This window comes from Bacillus cereus group sp. N21 (assembly GCF_016483395.1).
Classification (GTDB): Bacteria; Bacillota; Bacilli; order Bacillales; family Bacillaceae_G; genus Bacillus_A; species Bacillus_A pseudomycoides.
Genome location: NZ_JAEHBX010000043.1, coordinates 1 through 18,178 on the forward strand (window position 1 = coordinate 1; position 18,178 = coordinate 18,178).

Genomic DNA, 18,178 nt, shown 5'->3' on the forward strand with positions numbered 1-18,178 from the left:
GAAGCTGTTGTACTGGTAAGAGAGGATCATCCAGGAGACAAACGATTGGTAGCTTATGTAGTTGGTGAAGGAAGTGTAAATGAATGGCGGGAGCATCTGAAAACACATTTACCGAATTATATGGTTCCTGCACACTTTATTGAGGTAGACGCGATTCCGCTTACAACAAATGGGAAGGTTGATCGAAAGGCACTGAACAGCTTAACGATTCAAAAAGAAAGTACCTTTTCTACACCAATTATCCCACGGGATGAAATCGAGTATCAGCTGATTAGAATCTGGCAGGATGTGCTACAGATAGAAGATGTCCATGTAAACGATGATTTCTTCGATAGAGGGGGTCACTCTCTCCTGGTAATCAAATTGATTTCAAAGGTCAGAGAGAAATTTGGAAAAGAGATTAAGGTGTCCGCACTGATTGAGAACCCGACAGTGGAAGAAATCGCTTGTCTCATCCGTGACAATCATGGTATGGAAAAACCGTTATCGGTTCTGGTTCCATTACAAGAGTCAGAGAAAAGGCCTTTCTTCTGTGTTCATCCGTTTATGGGTAATGTATTCTGTTACATTCAGCTAGCAAGGTTACTCAAGGATCACTGCTCATTTTATGGTCTACAGAATCCTCTCGTAGAGAAAGAAGGAATGGACGGGTTGACTTTGTCGGAAGTAGTTCAACTCTACATCGAGGAAATGAAGCGAGTTCAGCCAGAGGGGCCGTATCGTCTAGGAGGATGGTCTCTGGGCGGTGCCATCGCCTATGAAATCGCAACTATACTACGGAACCAGGGAGAAGAAGTTGAGATGTTGGTACTCATGGATACCAAGGTACCTTCAGAACAGGATCACAAGACAGAGGATGATATGCTTTCTTATATATTAAAGCATTTCATCCATTTAGATCTAGTAGAGCAGGGAGAAGAACTCGTTCATCAACAGGACATGCTTGTTGATCAGTTGATCGTGGAAGGAGTGCTCCTGCCTGATGCGGATCTTACGAGTCTAAAGCAGATTATCAATGCCCACAGGAAGGGTCTAAATTTAATGGCAGAACATGTTTTAACGCCATATTTTGGGGAGGTCATCTACTTCAGTGCTGAAGAAGGTATAGATTTATTCACGGATTGGAGGTCGTTATTACAGGGGAAAGTGAATAAGTATTCGGTGCCTGGGTCGCACGAAGAGATTGTCTTCTCCCCAGCAGTGGAAAAGATAGCCAAATGTCTCGTAAATGAATTAGAAGGGATAGAGGGAGCGTACCTTTCGTTAACCACAAAGTAGAGTGTCTAGAAAGATACAACTTTATGAACATAAATTTTCACTATCAAAGGTATTATTTGTGAATAGTGATGTGAATGCAAAAAAAGCCGCTTAATGACTGTACATCAAATTTGAGACATTACGAATATATCAATAGCAGCACTGTATAGGGTTCTGGTGCAATAGAGACATAGAAACATACATGGACAGTTCAATGACAGATTATGATGCAATTACCCTGAAGTTTCTGCACCAGAACCGAGTATCTTAATTATATTTCCAGGTGAAAATTGTATATTTACATTAATATGTAAATATACAATTCTTTTGATTTATATGTATTTCAAGGGTGTTACGTAATACATAAGATTTTACATCTCTAAAAAGGAAGTGATTTATAATACGAATTCACGCTGTAAAAATACCAAAGAATATTGATAATGATTTGTTTAATCAGTTTAGTAATTTGATTTCAAATGAGAAAAGAGAACGAATAAAGCGTTTAATAAAATTGGACGATGTTAATAGGATTTTGATAGGAGATTTGTTAGTCCGTTCTTTAATCTGTGAAAAATATAAAATTAATAATGACGAAATTAAATTTGTATATAATAAGCACAGAAAACCTTTTGTTAAAAATTTTTCTGATTTTCATTTTAATATTTCGCACTCAGGAGAATGGGTGGTTTGTATTACTGCTAATTCAAATGTTGGTATTGATATAGAAAAAATTTCAGAAATAGACGCTCTTAGATTAGCACAAGAATTCTTCTCAGAGGAAGAATTTCATGATTTATCTAATATAAATTCTGATGAACAAATTAGTTATTTTTTTGATCTTTGGACGTTAAAAGAAAGTTATATAAAAACTATTGGGAAGGGGCTTTATATCCCGTTAAATTCATTCTCCATAAAAAAAGAAGCTCAAAATTCAATTTCATACAAGAACATACCTCGAAATTTTCACTTTAGACAATATAATATTGAGCCTAATTATAAGATGTCTGCTTGTGCAACACTAGATGAGTTACCAAAGGAGATAATAATTAAAGATATTTATATAATTTGCCAGAATATAAACAAATTTTAATCGAAGGAGACAGTAATGACGAAGATTAAACTTTTTTGTTTGCCACATGCTGGGGGATCTGCGTTTAATTACTCAAAATGGAAAAAATACTTTAATCCATTTATTGAAGTAATCCCTATAGAGTTAGCCGGTAGGGGATATAGAATTGAAGAAAGCCTTTATCATAGTATTAAAGAGGCTGTAAATGATGTCTATAAAATTATTATTAAGCAGCTAAAGAATTCACCATATATTCTATATGGACATAGCATGGGAAGTTTGATCGCCTATGAATTAGCCAGGAAAATACAAATTTCCAATGACGTATTACCTGAGTTTCTTGTTTTGTCTGGTAGAAATCATCCAAATAGCAAAATAAAAGATATCCGACACAATCTATCTAATGAACAATTTAAAAATGAAGTTATTGCTATGGGTGGTACACCATCCGAGGTGTTTCAATCAGAAGAATTAATGGAAATTTTTCTCCCCATTCTAAGAGCGGATTTTAAAATCGTAGAGACATATATACATAATAATAATATACAAGTATGTGACATTGATTTTCTGATCTTAAATGGAAAAAATGATAAATTAACTTCATATGAAGAGGTAAAAAAATGGGAGAAATACACAAATAAAATGTGTACATTCCACTCTTTTGAAGGTAAGCATTTCTTTCTACATGAAAACATCGAGGAAATAGCAAGCATAATTATAAGAAAGTTAGTTTCTCAAAGATCCTTAATGTATTTTTAGAATTTTCTAAAACGGTTTTAAGACTGGAAAAAATATCAAAGGTAAAAAAATCAGGTTCTAATACAAAAATCATTTGATAGAGACATAGAGATCTACATGGACAGTTCAATGACAGATTATGATGTAACTCAAAACAATTTATCATGTTTCGACAGAAGACTCCTTCTTCAAAAATGTGAAGGTGTGAAACAACAATTTTAGGTGAAAGATGAATGTTCTTAGGCGTGAGCCTATGCGTTTTTGAATACTGTAGTCAAAAACCACTTAGCATATAGGCTTGTCTTTTGTTGTTAGTAATCTAAGAGTAGTTTGGGTCTAACGATATTCTTTCTGTAAATTCCTACAAAAAGAATATCGTTTTTTTGCATTAATGTTATCCCATTTTATGATAATATCTTAACGCTTTTATGGTAATGTCCTTTATTTTAGCAACTTCTCCAATAGAAAATAAGTTTTTCACCCTAATCACTTCCTTTATATTTTTTCTAATATTACCGTTGACTCTCCTCTTAGAGGAGACATTATTATTATAATAAGATATTTACATACGAAATGAAAATTTACTTATATAAAAGGGAGTTTACAAAGATGGATAAAGTAATATACAGAAGTCTAGTTAAAGAAGATTATGAGTCTATTAAAAAATTGATTGGCGAAGCATTTGGCTTCAATGAAGGCAAAACTTAATGTATTTTATACTGTTATGATTTTTAAATAATAGTAAAAACCGTATCCCTCATTTGTGATACGGTTTTCCGCTTTATACCTTTATGGTTAGGTTGAACTTCTATTTTCTTAATTATCGCTCTCAGTAAAGGCTTGAAACTACTCAGCATTGAAATGCCGAGATTCCTACGAACGCCAGTGTAATCATTAGTTATTGTACGTAATTAATGCTGTAGAAAAAAAGGAGAAAACAACATGGAATGGGTTTATGAATTATTTCAGCAATATGGCTACTATGTAGTACTTGTTGGAACATTGTTAGAATATATTGCATTTCCGTTTCCGGGGGAGCCGACGTTAGTGTATGCGGGTTATTTGGCACATAAAGGAGATTTAGAATTACCGCTTTTAATTATTTTATCATTTATTGGTACAAGCGCTGGGATGACAATTCAGTACTTTTTAGGCAATAAACTTGGTATGCCTTTTGTACAGAAATATGGAAAATATGTATTTTTAACACAAAGAAAAATTGATTTAACAAGAATGTGGTTTGATAAATATGGATATTTCCTTATCTTTATTGGATTTTTCGTCCCAGGTGTACGTCATTTTACTGGTTACTTTGCAGGGATTATTAATTTACCCCTCCGTCGTTTTGCCATAACGATCTACTCTGGTGCTCTATTCTGGGTATCTTTCTTTTTAATCGGTGGCTATTGGTTAGGAGGAAACTTACATGATATATTTGAAGTGCTTGGACAGCACATTGGGAAAATTATCTTCGGAGCGATAATCATTGTAGCCATTACGTTAGGTATTCATTTTCGAAAAAAATTAAAGAGTGTATTTGTAAAAAGTATAAGTTAATACGAAATTCATTCTGTTCAAAATCAAACAGAGTCATTCACCGAGTATTTGGAGGTAAAGTATAAGGGATGTCTATTGTTATTCTTGTTCATCATTATTTAACAGTACCCCAACAGAATTCCCCTTCCTCAAGCACGTGTAGGGCATAGCACAGGTGGTAGGAGGGGGGCATTCACTGGAATCGTTGTACCGTATTTACTACTAATTGCTAAAAGAATTCTAATCTTTACCAGTAGATGGTGTTTATGGACCCAAAACAGTTACTGCTGTAAAAAATGTTCAAAGTTTAAACGGCTGGCCAGCTGATGGGGTTGTAGGGTTAGATACTTGGTGTTTTCTGGAACTCATTGCGAAATTTGATTAAGTTTTTCTGAAAGAAGCATTAGCTAATATATTTAAAAAGTATTGGCTATTAAAATAAAGTAGTAGACTGAAAAGGTGTTTTCTAATCATGAAAGCACCTTTTTATTATCAAAACCAAACCTCACAAACGGGTCTTTTTTCATTTTGACAAATTACTTACATTATCCTAGAACCGGGAAAAGATATATTTTATATAAAAAATCAATTATGAATATCCATACAAATAATTGAAAGAAAAAGAATTGTATTAAATAATCTAAGTATAATTTAGTATAATTTAGGTAAATTCTGCTACTAGGAGGCTAATAATGAAAGGGTTAAAGAAAATATTTCCATTCTTTTTTCAAAACAAAAGGAAAGATACAGATAAAGAAAAAACGAATTATAAAGAGACGGCAACAAAAACACTTAACTATTTTATTGAATTAGAGCATTTCAATTTCATGAATTGTGATAAAGAGTCTATAACTCTGCATTCATTTAAAAGTTTTTTTCACAAAGAACCTAATATTCATATACCAGATTTTATCAACCCTAATGGAACTCCACATCAGGATATGCAAATATTCCTTCAAAGAAAGGGAAATAGCGCAAAAGGAAAATATCTTGCAGATAATAATGCGTCATTATTTTATTTACCAGTAGCAAAAAATGAAGTATTAAGGTATTTCTCGAATGAATCTAAGCAAAAAGCAAGTTTTACTGATTTCCAAAAGGACCCGAATAGTTTTTTGATCCATATTCAACTCAATCAGATGCTTAAGCTAATCCCTGATACCTCGATCGAATCTAGTGTGGTGGTTAGTCCGATTGTGAAGTACTTTCTACGTACAGGGAAGAGTCTAAAGGAGCTAGAATCAGATTTAATCAATACGATTTCATCTGTAATTGAAAGTGATAATTATGGAAAAAAAGACAAAACGCTTGAATTCAGTGGGTCAAAAGAACAAGATTCTTTAGAGAAAGATATCAATTATATACATATCAGATTTAAAAATTGGGAAGAGCTGACCTGGAATATTCAAAGTACATTGCAATCATATATTTCAAAGAGACATTTCGATAAAGATGGTGTATTTCGGTTTTGCAGTGAAAAAGAATATGAAAAATATGTCCGTCTAACATATAAAGAACATGTAGGCGTAAACAGTTTTTATATAAATGATTTAGAAAAAGTAAAATATGAAATTAAAGATAGCTCTGTTGGTAAAGCTTTAGAAACCTATTTATCTTTAAGTAACTGGGAAGCATTAAAAAACTCAGGTGAGAGGGTGGATTTATTTAAGAATGAAAGTATAAGTGAAATGAAGAGCATATTACGAAAAATACCAATTACGAGATGGCCCTCGGAATTTCCATTAGGACTCATGCAGCAGGTTGCTTTAAATCTTATTATTGCAAAATCAAAAGAAGATAATGGCTTTATTTTTTCTGTTAATGGGCCACCGGGAACAGGTAAAACGACGTTGTTAAAAGACGTATTTGCGAATATTTTATTTGAAAAAGTAAAGTTTCTAAAAGAGGCCACAGATGTATTCTCAAAAGTGCAATTTGCGGAGGGACAAGAAGATTATTATTATTCCTTTCACCCTAAACTTAAGGAGTATCGTATTTTAGTAACATCTAATAATAATTCTGCAGTTGAAAATATAAGTGTGGATTTACCAAAAGATAAAGATTTACTGAAAAACGGTTATCAATTCTTGGGATTCGACAAAGAGAAAACATGCTGGGGGAAAATTTCTGCGGCAATGGGGAAAACTGCAAATATAAAGGAATACTTCACTACAATTACAGAGGATTTACAGCGTGTTGGTGATTTAGAGCATGAAAACGTATATTCATTTAAACAATTAGAACAAAATGTGCTGAAAAAGATAGCTACGGTAAAAGAGAATGATGTCTTTCATAATGTTAATGAAAAGAAGTGGCAAACATCAGAGGAACAATTTGTGAATATCGACGGTGAAAACAAAAATGAGCGGATGAATTGCGAGCGGAGTAAACTTTTTGCAAAGTTAATGAGTGAATATAATGCTTTTTTAATTGCAAATCAAGGCAGGATTGAAAAGAACTTATCTTTAGCAAAAACCTATTTTTTAGGCGGTAAAGAAAAAGGAAATCTTGATTCTCAAATTAACGAAGCCCAAAGAGACAATTTCATTCAAGCTATGTTTGATACTGTATTTTTACTCACTCCAATTATCTCATCAACATTTGCTTCCATTGCAAGGTTTTTAAAAGATTTAAAGACGGAGGATATAGGTTGGTTGTTTATTGATGAAGCAGGCCAAGCTACTCCCCAATCTGCAATAGGTGCGATTTGGCGCTCTAGGAATGTTGTTGTTGTAGGAGATCCCTTGCAAATTCCTCCTGTCGTTACATTAAGTGATGACCAACTTAAACTAATTGCAAATGACAGTGCTGGAATAAATGAGCAATATAATTTCTATTATCGTTTAACTAGAAATGAAGTCAGTGTTCAAGAGTTTGCTGATCTTAATAATAGATATGGAGGCGAGATGATTGACTCGAATCAGAATAAAACATGGTTAGGGTCACCTCTGCGTGTTCATAGAAGATGTGAAAATCCAATGTTTTCAATATGTAATGAAACAACGTATCAAGGTAAAATGTTCTACGGATTAACGGATACTAAAAGTAAAGAAAGTAAGCCTCAATATGTTAGCCAATGGTTAGATATAGGTGGGAAAACATATGGGTCAGGAAATCACTTTATTCCCGAACAAGGTGAAAAAGCAATTGAGATTGCAAAAAAATTCTCGCAAGATAACCCAGATAAATCTTGCTATATTATTTCACCTTTTGTAAGTGTTGTTCAAAAATTAAAGCAACTAAAACAACAAAAACTACCTGGGAAAGAGTATGAAAATATTGAAATTGGGACTGTGCACACTTTTCAAGGGAAAGAGGCACCAATGGTTATTTTTGTATTAGGAGTAGATAATCAAAAACAAGGTCCACTAAAATGGGCTTCTAGTACGCCAAATTTACTCAATGTTGCAGTAAGTAGAGCAAAAGAGGTATTCGTAGTGATTGGGAATGCAGAAAGTTGGGGGAAACAAGAGTATTTTGACATTGCTTATCGATATTTAGCAAAAGAATTAGCTGAAATAAAATGAAATAGACAACCTTATGAATTTTTAGAAATAGGAGCTGTAATGGTAAATTTACAGCTCTTTTTTGTTTTTGATTTAGAGACAGATTTTAAAAAATTAATTACTTATTCAAATATATTTTTCCTGTTTTCTTAGTTTATAGAAGAAAAATATATATCCTTATACTAGCGATATTGTATTTTTCAGAAAGGGGATGAATGATTTGGAGGTGTTGTATTCCGCTGCTTCTCCTAAAACGAAAAGCGAAGATCTACCATTTGATATTTCCTGGCTTACAGATTGGTTCGTATCTTTATTTAAGGGAACCGGGGATTATATTGATGGTACAGTTCATGCAAGTGTACCTTCAATTTTCGATTATATTTTTGTTTTACTCTCTATCGTTATATTAATTTCGCTTTTAGTTTTTGGGGCTTCCTTATGGTTTAAGCACATTAAATGGAAGAAAAGATCTATCTATTTTGGTGTAGGTTCCATACTATTGATTTGGATTATACCAGTATTGGTATTAACGACACACTCTTTTAATTTTCAAAGCTTTATGTCTAATATGGTTGGATTGAAATCTTTTCGTACTACCAAGGCTATTCTTTCTGGAATAGAAGCGATGCATATGATAAAAAAGAGAAAATTATTTTACAGGACAAGTCTTTTCAAAATCAGAAAGAGTTTATTCCTCAAGTGTTTGGACTTATAGCATAAAATACGAGAACCTACTACCATCCATGTTCTTCTTCATATATCTGCACCAGAACCCGAAAAAGTGCATAAAGAAAAAAGAGAGTAAAACGTAATTTCCCTTAACAAAGTAATGTGCTGAATTCATTTTCTCAACACACAATATAGATAGATATGGTAAAATGGTAATTGGATGGGAGTCCAGCACTTATATTATTAAAATTAAAGTGGTTATCAAGTCAGAAAAAGGCACATTATAGGTGTCTTTTTTATTTTTTCAGATTTCTTCATTAGCAAAATAGTAAAATCTCATTCTCCCATCAAAAAAATACAATTATCATAGATAATTTCACGTACCATATTAAATTAATAAAATAAATTTCAGACATAGGAGAAATCTAACAGTCCTTAACAAATTTTGAAGTAGGTACGGTGGTGTTACGTTCTGATGTGAAGAGGTTAGATATAGGAGAGAAGGAAACTTAGAAATGATTGATTTATTAGATTTTATTTTGTTTTCTCACGATGAAGCATTTCAAACTATCGGACAATTATGGAATACAAAAACGCAACAAATCTTAAGTGATGACATTGAAATACATTTTTCAGAAATACCAAAACTTGTGAAATAATGACATGAAGAAAAAGTGAATCCGTGGGAAAATGCGTTTGTTCGCTAGATGTTATTACTGTCAGCACATGAAGACGAACATTTAACTCAAACATTGGAGGAGACAAACTTCAATTTTATGCTGGATTAGTTATTCAGTTATATATGGTTTAGTTGCCAAAGTTTTTGTGAAAAGCTCTGGTAATCATAGCCGCTGCTTCCTGGTGGGTCATATTTCTTTTCGCATAATATCTTACCGCGCCATCTCGATATTTCGTCACTTCGGGACCATATAACTCTAAAGCAACTACCGTTTTGACCGCTTGTTCAGCCCATGGAGCTACTTTATCTTTTAGCTTAGCATTTCCATCTTTTAAGCCAGGACTGAGTATCTTCATCATCCTGGAAACATAGGATCTTTAATCGCATACTCTTTTGGTGGTTCTACTCCCATTAAATTTCGTATAAAATAGTCCCATCGTCGACGTATAAAGTAAACATCTACAGAAATCCCATGCTGCCGATTAGGGAGAATCAGTAGGTCAAAGTCTTTGTTTTCTTTAATCAAAGCATTTACCATTCGCATGGTTAAAGCAGGATGGACATTATCATCCAGGTCTCCTGTTACCAAAAGTAACTTTCCATTTAGGTTCTTAACCAATCTAGTATTATCTTGTTCACGGTATAGTTCTGAATTGAAAAGTCCTTGAAATCGTTCTCCCCAAGCTGCTAAGTATAAGCGTTGATCATGGTTCCCGCACCCAGATACTGCTACCTTATACACATCCGGATAAGTCAGTATAGCTCGAGTGGCTGCATATCCACCTCCAGATTCGCCGTAAATACCTACTTTTTCTGAATCTAAAAAAGGATACTGTTCCGCAAGTTGCTTAATAGCTACTACATGATCTTCAATTCCTGCAGACCATTCCAGCTTCCCATCAGAAAAATCATGAAAGCCCTTTGACCTGTAAGGTGTGCCTCTTCCATCCATTAGAATAACGGCGAAGCCAAGCTGTGCAAAAGATTGGGCACCGCCGACTAGATCAATCGGTTGTTCTACTGAATACTCCCCTCCCCAAATGAATTCTTTTGGCGTGTGGAGTAGTTGAGGACCACCGTAGATATAATCCAAGATGGGGTACTTACACTCTGTGTTTGTGCTTGCAGGAGGAATCAGTACTCCGTACAAATCAGTCATCCCATCGGCAGCCTTGACAGTAAAACGTTCTGGTATTTGATATCCATTTGATAAGAGAAGTTCAATATCAGCTTGTTCCAGTTCACAAACTAATTTTCCATCGGTTGAACGCAATACAGATTTAGGTGGTATATCTACACGTGAAAAAGTATCTACAAAAAAACAATAATCAGGAGAAATAAACACGTCATGCTCAGCATCCTCAGGTGTAAGGAGCACTAAGTCTGATCCATCTAGCCGAACTCGATAAAGATGCTGAAAATAAGGATCCCGTCCCGGCTCTCGGCCGCTAGCAGTAAAATACACCCAACTTTTTTGTTCATCAACACCAATTAATCGACGGACTGTCCAGGATCCAGAGGTAATTCTGTTTTTAAGTCTTCCTGTACGACTATCATAAAGATAAAGGTGTGACCATCCGTCACGCTCGGAATGCCAAATAAAAGTGTTACCATGGCATAACCATTGGACATTTATACCTTTTCCACTTTTGATGTTGTAGAGATCTGTAAATAGGAAAGTCTCACTTTTCTCCTCTAACAAAGTTTGAATTTCACCAGTTTTTGTATTAGCGACAACAAATTGCATAGATCGATAGTCACGAGACATTTTTGTGAAATAAACAAAGTCGCTGTCGTTTGTCCAAAAAGCTGTTTGACAACTAGGACTGAGCGGTGATACTAATCCCGTAATCATAGGTTCTGTATCCAATTGAATCATCAATTGCTGTTCAATATCGCAAATTACAAATTGGGCTAATGGAAGGTGTTTATCTCCGACTAGTGGATAACGATACGAATGGATGACAGGCGGCTTTGCTTCTTCAGGAGGAACTGACTGTAGAAGAGACATTTTTCGTACCTTGCGTTGATCAAGCCGGTGCGTCAAGATTTGTTTGGAATCCGGTGACCAGAGTGCTGCTGGTGGAATTTTAGGATTATATAATCGTTTAACGACAGCGGAAATTTCTGATTCCGGTTGAATACCATAATCATAGTATCGCGTACCATCATGAGTTAGTTGGATGATTTTCCCTGTTTCTAAAGAACGTACAAATAAATTATATCCTTTGATAAACGCAGACCAGCGCCCGTCAGGGGATCGAAGTTCATGCGCAGGTACTTTTTTAGTCCTGATTTGTTTGCACTGGTATTTAGCTAAATCGTAAATCCACGTGGATTCATCTACTTCAAATTGAATTGCTTTCTCTTCATTGATATAAGTAAAGGAATTGAAGGGAAGGTTATCTGGGTCGACCTGACGGTTAATTACATTTGAGAGAGACTCTGCAAGCCTAGCATGATCAAAAGCGGATTCTTTAGTGTTTAATCGTGGATTAACTAATACAAATTGTTTGCCGCATTCACTTTCTTTTTGTATATCTCTTTGATACCAAAAACGGCTTCCTTTATCTAACCAATTAGGAAAAACCTTACCGTTACATACATCTTTTACAGTGTTCCAAGAAAGCAGACGCTCTGCTTTCTCATACTGTTCATAGGTTACTGATAATGACATATCTATCACTCCTTTAACTATTTAAAACATCCACTCTAGTACACTAGAAACATAGAAACATTCATTTTTCACATTCGAGGATTTGATTATGATACGAATCTAAACATCTTAGGGGTAAATTCTTTTTGCACTGAGCAGATTTTACACGTGCTGGTTCACCTACTTTTTTGATCAAATGCATAACTGGAAGCCACTTAACATACAAGTATCATGATGTTCAAGTTTTCTAGATTTATTCGGTAGTTAGCTTTTTTAGTTTGCATTTCTTTATAAGTTTTTTCAGTTGCCTTTCGTTTAAGATAACTCCACCTTACAATGTTAATCTTTCCCTTAACTGTCATTTATCTTACAATAATCTTACAAAAGGGAAATGTTAGTTTTAAGCAAGATTTTAACTAGTAGAAACGGGGGAGAAGATGGTGAGAACTATTTTAATCGTTGATGATGAGCCTGAAATCATAGAGATACTAAGACTTTTTTTGGAAATGGAAGGCTTTTCGATACTGGAAGCGCGTGATGGTAAATCAGCTTTAAATTTTATACAGAAATTTAAAATTGATCTAGCTATTATTGACATTATGATGCCGAATATTAATGGGTACGAATTGATTAAAATAGTTCGGAAAGAATATAAAATGCCTATTATTATTCTTTCTGCCAAAAATCAAGAAATGGATAAAATTATGGGACTAGGGCTAGGAGCAGATGATTTTATATCGAAACCATTCAGCTTGTTGGAGGTATTAGCGCGAACTCAAGCTCAACTTCGAAGAACATATGATTTTAATACTGACTCACTTAATCAAGAGGGTTCTCAAACATGTATTGATGACCTAGTGTTGGATCACCACTCTTGTATTCTTGACAAGCGGGGACACGAAATTAAACTTAGCGCCCTTGAGTATAAATTATTGAAGCTATTTATGGGGGAGCCAGGTCGTATTTTTACGAAAAAACAAATCTTTGAGAACGTGTGGTCCGATCATTATTATTCGGATGACAATACTATTATGGTTCAAATCAGTAGATTGAGAGAAAAAATTGAAGATCATCCGAGAAATCCAGTTTATTTAAAAACTATACGAGGCTTAGGTTATCGATTTGCTAAAAAGGAAGAATTGAATGAGCGATAAAAATAAGATATTTAACACCTTAATTAAAACTTATGTTTTCTTCTCGTTGACCGTTGGAATTACTGTCGTTATCTTGCTGGTCATTTTAAATTTTCAAATGATACAGAAGTTCGATAATACTATGTTGTCTAATTTAAAAGCGACTGAAATCGTACGACAGAACTATGCAGACATCCCCTCTGAGGCAATTGAGTCATTTGATGGTTGGGTAGAAATTCTCGATGAAAATCTGCAAGTTATTTATGTTAAAGGAAAAAAACAAGATAAATCGTCCGCCTATACGGAAAAAGAATTAAACACCCTTTTTTACGACCAAGAGGAGAATCCGTACTACTCTTCTCTAGCACCATTTAAAACGAAAGACGGGAAAACAGCTTATTGTCTCGTTAAGATTCCAAAAACATATGTAAAGAAAGAGTTCTCGATAACAAGTGCAGCGAAAGAGCATATTACAGCTTTTACAAAATTGCTACTTCAAACCTTTGTCCTTTTTCTCCTTTTATTCGGGCTTAATGTATATATATAGCCGCTGGATGGCTATGAAAATAACAAATCCTTTACGCTCAATTGCTGATGGAATTAGAAACATCACAAATGGCTATTACTACAAAAGGCTTCGTTTTAAATCCAACTATGAATTAATGCAAATACAGAATGACTTTAACCTAATGGCTGAAAAACTAGAAAAAACAGAAATTGAGAAAAAACAATTAGAAAAAAGCAAGCAGCGCATGCTTGTCCATATCTCTCACGATTTAAAAACTCCTATTACAACTATTCAGAGCTGTGTTGAAGCACTACAATTGGGTCTTATTAAGGAGGAAGCGAGGAAACAGCAAGCTTTACATACCATACATACAAAAGCACGACTCGTTACAGAATTAATTGAGGATGTCTTTGAGTTGTCTAAACTTGAAAGCCCTGACTATCCATTTCCAACTGACACATTGGATATTTGTGGATTTATTCGTGAAATAGCTGCAGAATATTATAGCCTGTTTGAAGAAAAACAATTTAACTTTCAATTTGAAATCCCTTTTCAGAAAATATACGTTTTGTTTAACTATACATTGTTATATCGTGCCGTTTCTAACGTACTGTCCAACGCCCTAAAATACAACCCAGAAGGAACAAATATTCTTATTTCACTAATTGAAGATACTCAAAAGATACATATCAATATCATCGATGATGGCATCGGCATTCCTTATGCGGTAAAAGAAAAAGTATTTGAAGCATTTTTTAGGGGAGATCAATCAAGAAAAAGCGACGGGGGAACAGGTCTTGGTTTAACCATTTCAAAACATATCGTGGAGAAACACGGAGGCCAAATTTATTTACATACAGACGAAGGGAAAACGAGATTTCAAATCACCCTTCCTAAGACTGGTTACAATAAGACTCTATTGCAAAAATAATGAAGTTCTTTTTAACTAAAATCTGAAAGCTTATCACCCAACTAATAATTTCACGATTAAAAGGCATCCATGATGGTGGAAAGATACAAGATGCGTTCTCCAAATGTCAAGTATGTCACATCAGTAAACCATTTTCATTGGGAGCTGATACTTTAAATTGTCGTTCTAAGAGATGTGATACTACCACAAATTCAGCACCATTGCTATACTTCTTTTTCTCTCGACGTACCCGTGATAGTAAATTGTAATGTTTCATAATACATAATAGGGATCACTATACATACCCATCAAGCTAATATTTTGAAGTGTCCCCAAAACGAAAATTTTATTATTTTACAGTTATTTATGAGAGTTCAACTCATTTTCTTCGTTTTGGGGTATTTGCTTTTCTTAACTTGATGGCGATGGTCCAATAGGATGCTTTTTATCATTTGATTATTAGCCCGCATCAATGGGGCTTTACGGATAGTTCATACATAACCTCTTTGCTTTAGCTGAATTTTGAAGTGGGAGTGTTACTGTCCGTCGATGCGGGATAAATTAACAAATAAATGATAAGGAGAGCTGATAAGAATGATGTATTTATTAGCAATTCTTTTTCCACCACTTGCGGTTCTACTTTGCGAAAAACCGTTTCAAGCAATTATAAACTTCTTTTTGACATTGATTGTTTGGGTACCAGGAGTTATCCATGCGATTCTTGTGGTGAATGATAAAAAAGCAGATAGGCGTCTTGAAAAACAAATTAGAGCATATGACAAAATCAATAATAGAAATAAAGATTAAGTGGTATGTCTAAAAGCTCATATTACAAAGTCTTATTTTTTGAAGGAAGCCGACTTTTATTTAAAAAAGTCGGCTTTTGTGTTACATATCAAATTCAATTGTTTTTTCTTCACCGATTGTTACAGAGTCTTTATTTTGTGGTGCTTTAAATACTAATTTTAAATGATTAATTTTTTCGGGATCACCATCGAGAAGGAAGACTACACTGCCTTCTTATTTTTCTTTGCCAGTAAATTCACCACCAATTTGCTGACTTAATAACGGATGAGCTTCTTTTTGTTCACCATCATTTGTTATAATTGTAGCTTTGTTTGGAAAAAAGGAATTTGTATCATCTGCTTTGTTTTCTGCTAGCATATAAATTGTAACAATCGTTCCTCATATTAAGTATAACAAATGAGAATAGGTTATTTGCAGAATTTTATATTTAAAGGTCTTTTTGCTGGGGAGTCATGCTTTATATGTTCTTGTTAAACTCTTTTAAGTTGTAGCATGAGAAAAAAAGAATCTGTTACAGATTCTTTTTTTCTTTTATACATATTGGATTAGGAGAGTATGTTAAATCCTTGAAGGGAGCAAGGATTTAACGGTAATAGTAACCGTGGTATTAATGTAACATAGTTGACTCATATAGTTAATTGATAATGTTTGTATTGAATATTACCAATGTTTAGTATAGATACTTACTACTACAAGTATAGTGGTAAGTAATTTTTAGGATTGTTTCTTAAAAAGTGTACGATGAAAATTGTTTTTATAGAAGGTATATAACTGAGTCATGATAGGGCGTTATATAACATTTTATATCCTGATTGAATATTTAATTTATCCCTCTATTCGCGGGTAGTAAGCTCCCCACTGATTAAAGTTTCACTTTAGCGTTCGATAAAGTATTAAATCGAACTGGCAAAACACACACCTATTTTAATCGATTCCTACTATATTCATATTGTCGGAATCGATCAAGTATATGGACAAGTTGGAGGGGAGATTGAAGTATTTCTCTAAGTATTTAAATGTGATATTACAAAAGGAGGAGATGAATAATGGGCAAACATATTATTGATATTTCTAAGTGGAATGGTAATATCGATTGGGATGTGGTAGCACCTCAGATTGATCTTGCAATATGCCGTGTGCAGTATGGTTCGAGAACAGTTGATGAGCGGTATACAAGCTATGTAACGAATCTGGAACAACGTGGTATTTCACATGCAGCATATGCTTATGGTTGTTATGTTTCTGTTAAAGATGCAATTGTAGAAGCAAAAGATTTTATGGCAAGAGTAAGTGCTAACGCTAAATTTCTTGTTCTTGATGTTGAAGATGATACGTTAAAAAGTTGTGGTCCTGATCAGTTAGCTGAAGCATCCCAAGCGTTTATTGATACTTGTAAAGCTGCGAGTTGGAAAGTTGGATTGTACGTAGGTCATCACATGTATAATAAGTATGGTTTAAGTGGGGTGAGAGCGGATTTCCTTTGGATTCCGCGATATGGTGGTAATAAACCAGCATATCCATGTGATATATGGCAATATACTGAAACAGGAAATATTGACGGGATAGGAAAAGTTGATTTGAATTATTTAGTTAGCGATAAGTCACTTTCATGGTTTATAGATGGTACAAGTCAGGTGCAGGACAATTTAGGACAACCAGTAGGTATTGGAATTGCTATTTCGAAATACCCTGAAGGTTACGGAATTCATCTATATAAGAATCCTGAAGAGCCTATATTTACTGGACATATCACAAATAAAATTCCGTATCTAATTTTTGAAGGATATTGGGGTGGTGGAGATAAGGATATGATTAAATTAGGAAACGAGAAACAGTGGGTGAAATTAGAGCACTTTGATGTAGAGTGGTTCCATGCATATTCAAACTACCCCGTTGGATATGGAATTAATTATTATGCAGAACCTGAATGTATAAATTTTAAAGGTTTGATTGATGGTTCAAGTTCTTATCGTGTTTGGGCAAGAAAAGAGGGTGCTATTGATATTGGACAAAGCAGCTGGATTAAAGAGGAGCAAGTAGTGATCAAGTAGTATTGGAAGCTATATTTAAATTTTAAAAATGGTATTACATTCGATAAACAATGTAATACCATTTTTGTTTTACATAAGATAATCATTTATACAATGATATAAATTGCTTCCTATTTATCATGCTATTTGCAGACAGTAATATCACTACTTCGAAAGTCAGTGCAAGAAAAGAAGTTAGGAGAATGAGGAACCTTACTGATTAAATTTTGGTGTGACGATAGGAATTTCTAATATAGGTGTCATAATAATAGCTTTTGGATTGCGCGTTTCGTAATCCTGTGTATATACTTTCTGGTACATCGTAAAAATCATATGTGCCATTTCTGAATTCAATTCGTAAAATCATAGATGATGGATTATAACCTACAGCGACTAAATTTTTAGAAATTACTGGATATAAAGTCATGTTAGTTCATCTCCCTTCTTCAATATGTTTAGCTGTTAAGAAAGGAAAATCCTGCTAATTTATAGAATTATAATACTTAGATGCTATACATTGCATATTATATATCCATTTTGATTTTCCGACATATAAGTCGCTGCTATGAAGAACAAAGGGTGGCCTGCACTCATTTTCTATGGGGTAGGAAGAGGGTCTGATCGCTTCTATGCATGGCCGGATGCTCTCTTTTACCTAAAAAAGAAAGGTTTTATGTCGG

12 protein-coding genes and 7 pseudogenes are annotated in these 18,178 nt (G+C 34.2%); 13 read left to right on the forward strand and 6 right to left on the reverse strand.

From position 1 onward, the window contains the following. The 3 genes from JDS96_RS20680 to JDS96_RS20690 all read left to right on the forward strand — a co-directional run. Window positions 1-1,278, forward strand: a 1,278-nt coding sequence (locus JDS96_RS20680) for a thioesterase domain-containing protein (RefSeq protein ID WP_199667889.1), incomplete at its 5' end; no start/stop codon positions are given. 385 nt (window positions 1,279-1,663) lie between these two features. After that, complete coding sequence (locus JDS96_RS20685; protein ID WP_374221006.1) at window positions 1,664-2,347, forward strand: 4'-phosphopantetheinyl transferase family protein; 684 nt, start codon at window positions 1,664-1,666, stop codon at window positions 2,345-2,347. Between the two features lie 15 nt (window positions 2,348-2,362). Continuing rightward, window positions 2,363-3,085: a thioesterase II family protein gene (locus tag JDS96_RS20690; protein ID WP_199667890.1), complete on the forward strand. Its 723-nt coding sequence runs from the start codon at window positions 2,363-2,365 to the stop codon at window positions 3,083-3,085. 376 nt (window positions 3,086-3,461) lie between these two features. On the opposite strand, the pseudogene JDS96_RS20695 reads toward JDS96_RS20690, so the two are convergent. Then, a pseudogene (locus tag JDS96_RS20695) lies at window positions 3,462-3,575 on the reverse strand (MerR family DNA-binding transcriptional regulator); the annotation flags it as partial. 98 nt (window positions 3,576-3,673) lie between these two features. On the opposite strand from JDS96_RS20695, the pseudogene JDS96_RS20700 reads away from it, so the two are divergent. The 6 genes and pseudogenes from JDS96_RS20700 to JDS96_RS20725 all read left to right on the forward strand — a co-directional run. Beyond that, window positions 3,674-3,760 (forward strand): annotated as a pseudogene (locus JDS96_RS20700) (GNAT family acetyltransferase); the annotation flags it as partial. A gap of 246 nt (window positions 3,761-4,006) precedes the next feature. Then, window positions 4,007-4,621, forward strand: coding sequence for a DedA family protein (locus JDS96_RS20705; RefSeq protein ID WP_199667891.1), 615 nt, complete (start codon window positions 4,007-4,009; stop codon window positions 4,619-4,621). Between the two features lie 238 nt (window positions 4,622-4,859). Continuing rightward, window positions 4,860-4,985 (forward strand): annotated as a pseudogene (locus tag JDS96_RS20710) (peptidoglycan-binding domain-containing protein); the annotation flags it as partial. A 307-nt stretch (window positions 4,986-5,292) separates the two neighbouring features. Then, window positions 5,293-8,127 (forward strand): DEAD/DEAH box helicase, encoded by a 2,835-nt coding sequence (locus tag JDS96_RS20715; RefSeq protein WP_199667892.1) that lies wholly within the window; start codon window positions 5,293-5,295, stop codon window positions 8,125-8,127. A gap of 190 nt (window positions 8,128-8,317) precedes the next feature. Continuing rightward, window positions 8,318-8,826 (forward strand): annotated as a pseudogene (locus JDS96_RS20720) (hypothetical protein). A 467-nt stretch (window positions 8,827-9,293) separates the two neighbouring features. After that, window positions 9,294-9,548: pseudogene (locus JDS96_RS20725) on the forward strand (Rpn family recombination-promoting nuclease/putative transposase); the annotation flags it as partial. A gap of 34 nt (window positions 9,549-9,582) precedes the next feature. On the opposite strand, the gene JDS96_RS20730 reads toward JDS96_RS20725, so the two are convergent. Both JDS96_RS20730 and JDS96_RS20735 read right to left on the reverse strand, forming a co-directional pair. Further along, window positions 9,583-9,810, reverse strand: a complete 228-nt coding sequence (locus JDS96_RS20730; protein ID WP_003197554.1) for a hypothetical protein — start codon at window positions 9,808-9,810, stop codon at window positions 9,583-9,585. After that, window positions 9,810-12,131 (reverse strand): S9 family peptidase, encoded by a 2,322-nt coding sequence (locus tag JDS96_RS20735; protein WP_199667893.1) that lies wholly within the window; start codon window positions 12,129-12,131, stop codon window positions 9,810-9,812. Before JDS96_RS20735 ends, JDS96_RS20730 begins: the two co-directional genes overlap by 1 nt. 416 nt (window positions 12,132-12,547) lie before the next feature. Here JDS96_RS20735 and JDS96_RS20740 point away from each other — a divergent pair, with 416 nt between their 5' ends. Both JDS96_RS20740 and JDS96_RS20745 read left to right on the forward strand, forming a co-directional pair. Continuing rightward, on the forward strand, window positions 12,548-13,264 hold the full coding sequence (locus JDS96_RS20740) for a response regulator transcription factor (RefSeq protein ID WP_199667894.1): 717 nt from the start codon (window positions 12,548-12,550) through the stop codon (window positions 13,262-13,264). Continuing rightward, window positions 13,254-14,682 (forward strand): annotated as a pseudogene (locus JDS96_RS20745) (sensor histidine kinase). Before JDS96_RS20740 ends, JDS96_RS20745 begins: the two are co-directional and overlap by 11 nt. Before the next feature lie 28 nt (window positions 14,683-14,710). On the opposite strand, the pseudogene JDS96_RS20750 reads toward JDS96_RS20745, so the two are convergent. Further along, window positions 14,711-14,920: pseudogene (locus JDS96_RS20750) on the reverse strand (IS3-like element ISBt2 family transposase); the annotation flags it as partial. 335 nt (window positions 14,921-15,255) lie between these two features. On the opposite strand from JDS96_RS20750, the gene JDS96_RS20755 reads away from it, so the two are divergent. Further along, window positions 15,256-15,468 (forward strand): YqaE/Pmp3 family membrane protein, encoded by a 213-nt coding sequence (locus JDS96_RS20755; RefSeq protein ID WP_033797484.1) that lies wholly within the window; start codon window positions 15,256-15,258, stop codon window positions 15,466-15,468. Between the two features lie 213 nt (window positions 15,469-15,681). Here the strand turns inward: JDS96_RS20755 and JDS96_RS20760 are convergent, their stop codons facing one another. Next, complete coding sequence (locus JDS96_RS20760) at window positions 15,682-15,825, reverse strand: hypothetical protein (RefSeq protein ID WP_003197566.1); 144 nt, start codon at window positions 15,823-15,825, stop codon at window positions 15,682-15,684. Window positions 15,826-16,514: 689 nt separating this feature from the next. On the opposite strand from JDS96_RS20760, the gene JDS96_RS20765 reads away from it, so the two are divergent. Then, the gene (locus tag JDS96_RS20765; RefSeq protein WP_199667895.1) at window positions 16,515-17,519 is read left to right on the forward strand and encodes a GH25 family lysozyme; all 1,005 of its coding nucleotides are present in this window, start codon (window positions 16,515-16,517) and stop codon (window positions 17,517-17,519) included. A gap of 199 nt (window positions 17,520-17,718) precedes the next feature. Here the strand turns inward: JDS96_RS20765 and JDS96_RS20770 are convergent, their stop codons facing one another. Next, complete coding sequence (locus JDS96_RS20770) at window positions 17,719-17,925, reverse strand: KTSC domain-containing protein (protein WP_018767192.1); 207 nt, start codon at window positions 17,923-17,925, stop codon at window positions 17,719-17,721. Window positions 17,926-18,178 lie beyond the last annotated feature (253 nt).

Coding starts and splice junctions, on each gene's coding strand:
- JDS96_RS20755 (WP_033797484.1), top strand. CDS start 15,256: ATGATGTATTTATTAGCAATTCTTTTTCCACCACTTGCGGTTCTACTT.
- JDS96_RS20765 (WP_199667895.1), top strand. CDS start 16,515: ATGGGCAAACATATTATTGATATTTCTAAGTGGAATGGTAATATCGAT.
- JDS96_RS20770 (WP_018767192.1), bottom strand. CDS start 17,925: ATGACTTTATATCCAGTAATTTCTAAAAATTTAGTCGCTGTAGGTTAT.
- JDS96_RS20740 (WP_199667894.1), top strand. CDS start 12,548: ATGGTGAGAACTATTTTAATCGTTGATGATGAGCCTGAAATCATAGAG.
- JDS96_RS20730 (WP_003197554.1), bottom strand. CDS start 9,810: ATGAAGATACTCAGTCCTGGCTTAAAAGATGGAAATGCTAAGCTAAAA.
- JDS96_RS20760 (WP_003197566.1), bottom strand. CDS start 15,825: ATGCTAGCAGAAAACAAAGCAGATGATACAAATTCCTTTTTTCCAAAC.
- JDS96_RS20715 (WP_199667892.1), top strand. CDS start 5,293: ATGAAAGGGTTAAAGAAAATATTTCCATTCTTTTTTCAAAACAAAAGG.
- JDS96_RS20735 (WP_199667893.1), bottom strand. CDS start 12,131: ATGTCATTATCAGTAACCTATGAACAGTATGAGAAAGCAGAGCGTCTG.
- JDS96_RS20705 (WP_199667891.1), top strand. CDS start 4,007: ATGGAATGGGTTTATGAATTATTTCAGCAATATGGCTACTATGTAGTA.
- JDS96_RS20690 (WP_199667890.1), top strand. CDS start 2,363: ATGACGAAGATTAAACTTTTTTGTTTGCCACATGCTGGGGGATCTGCG.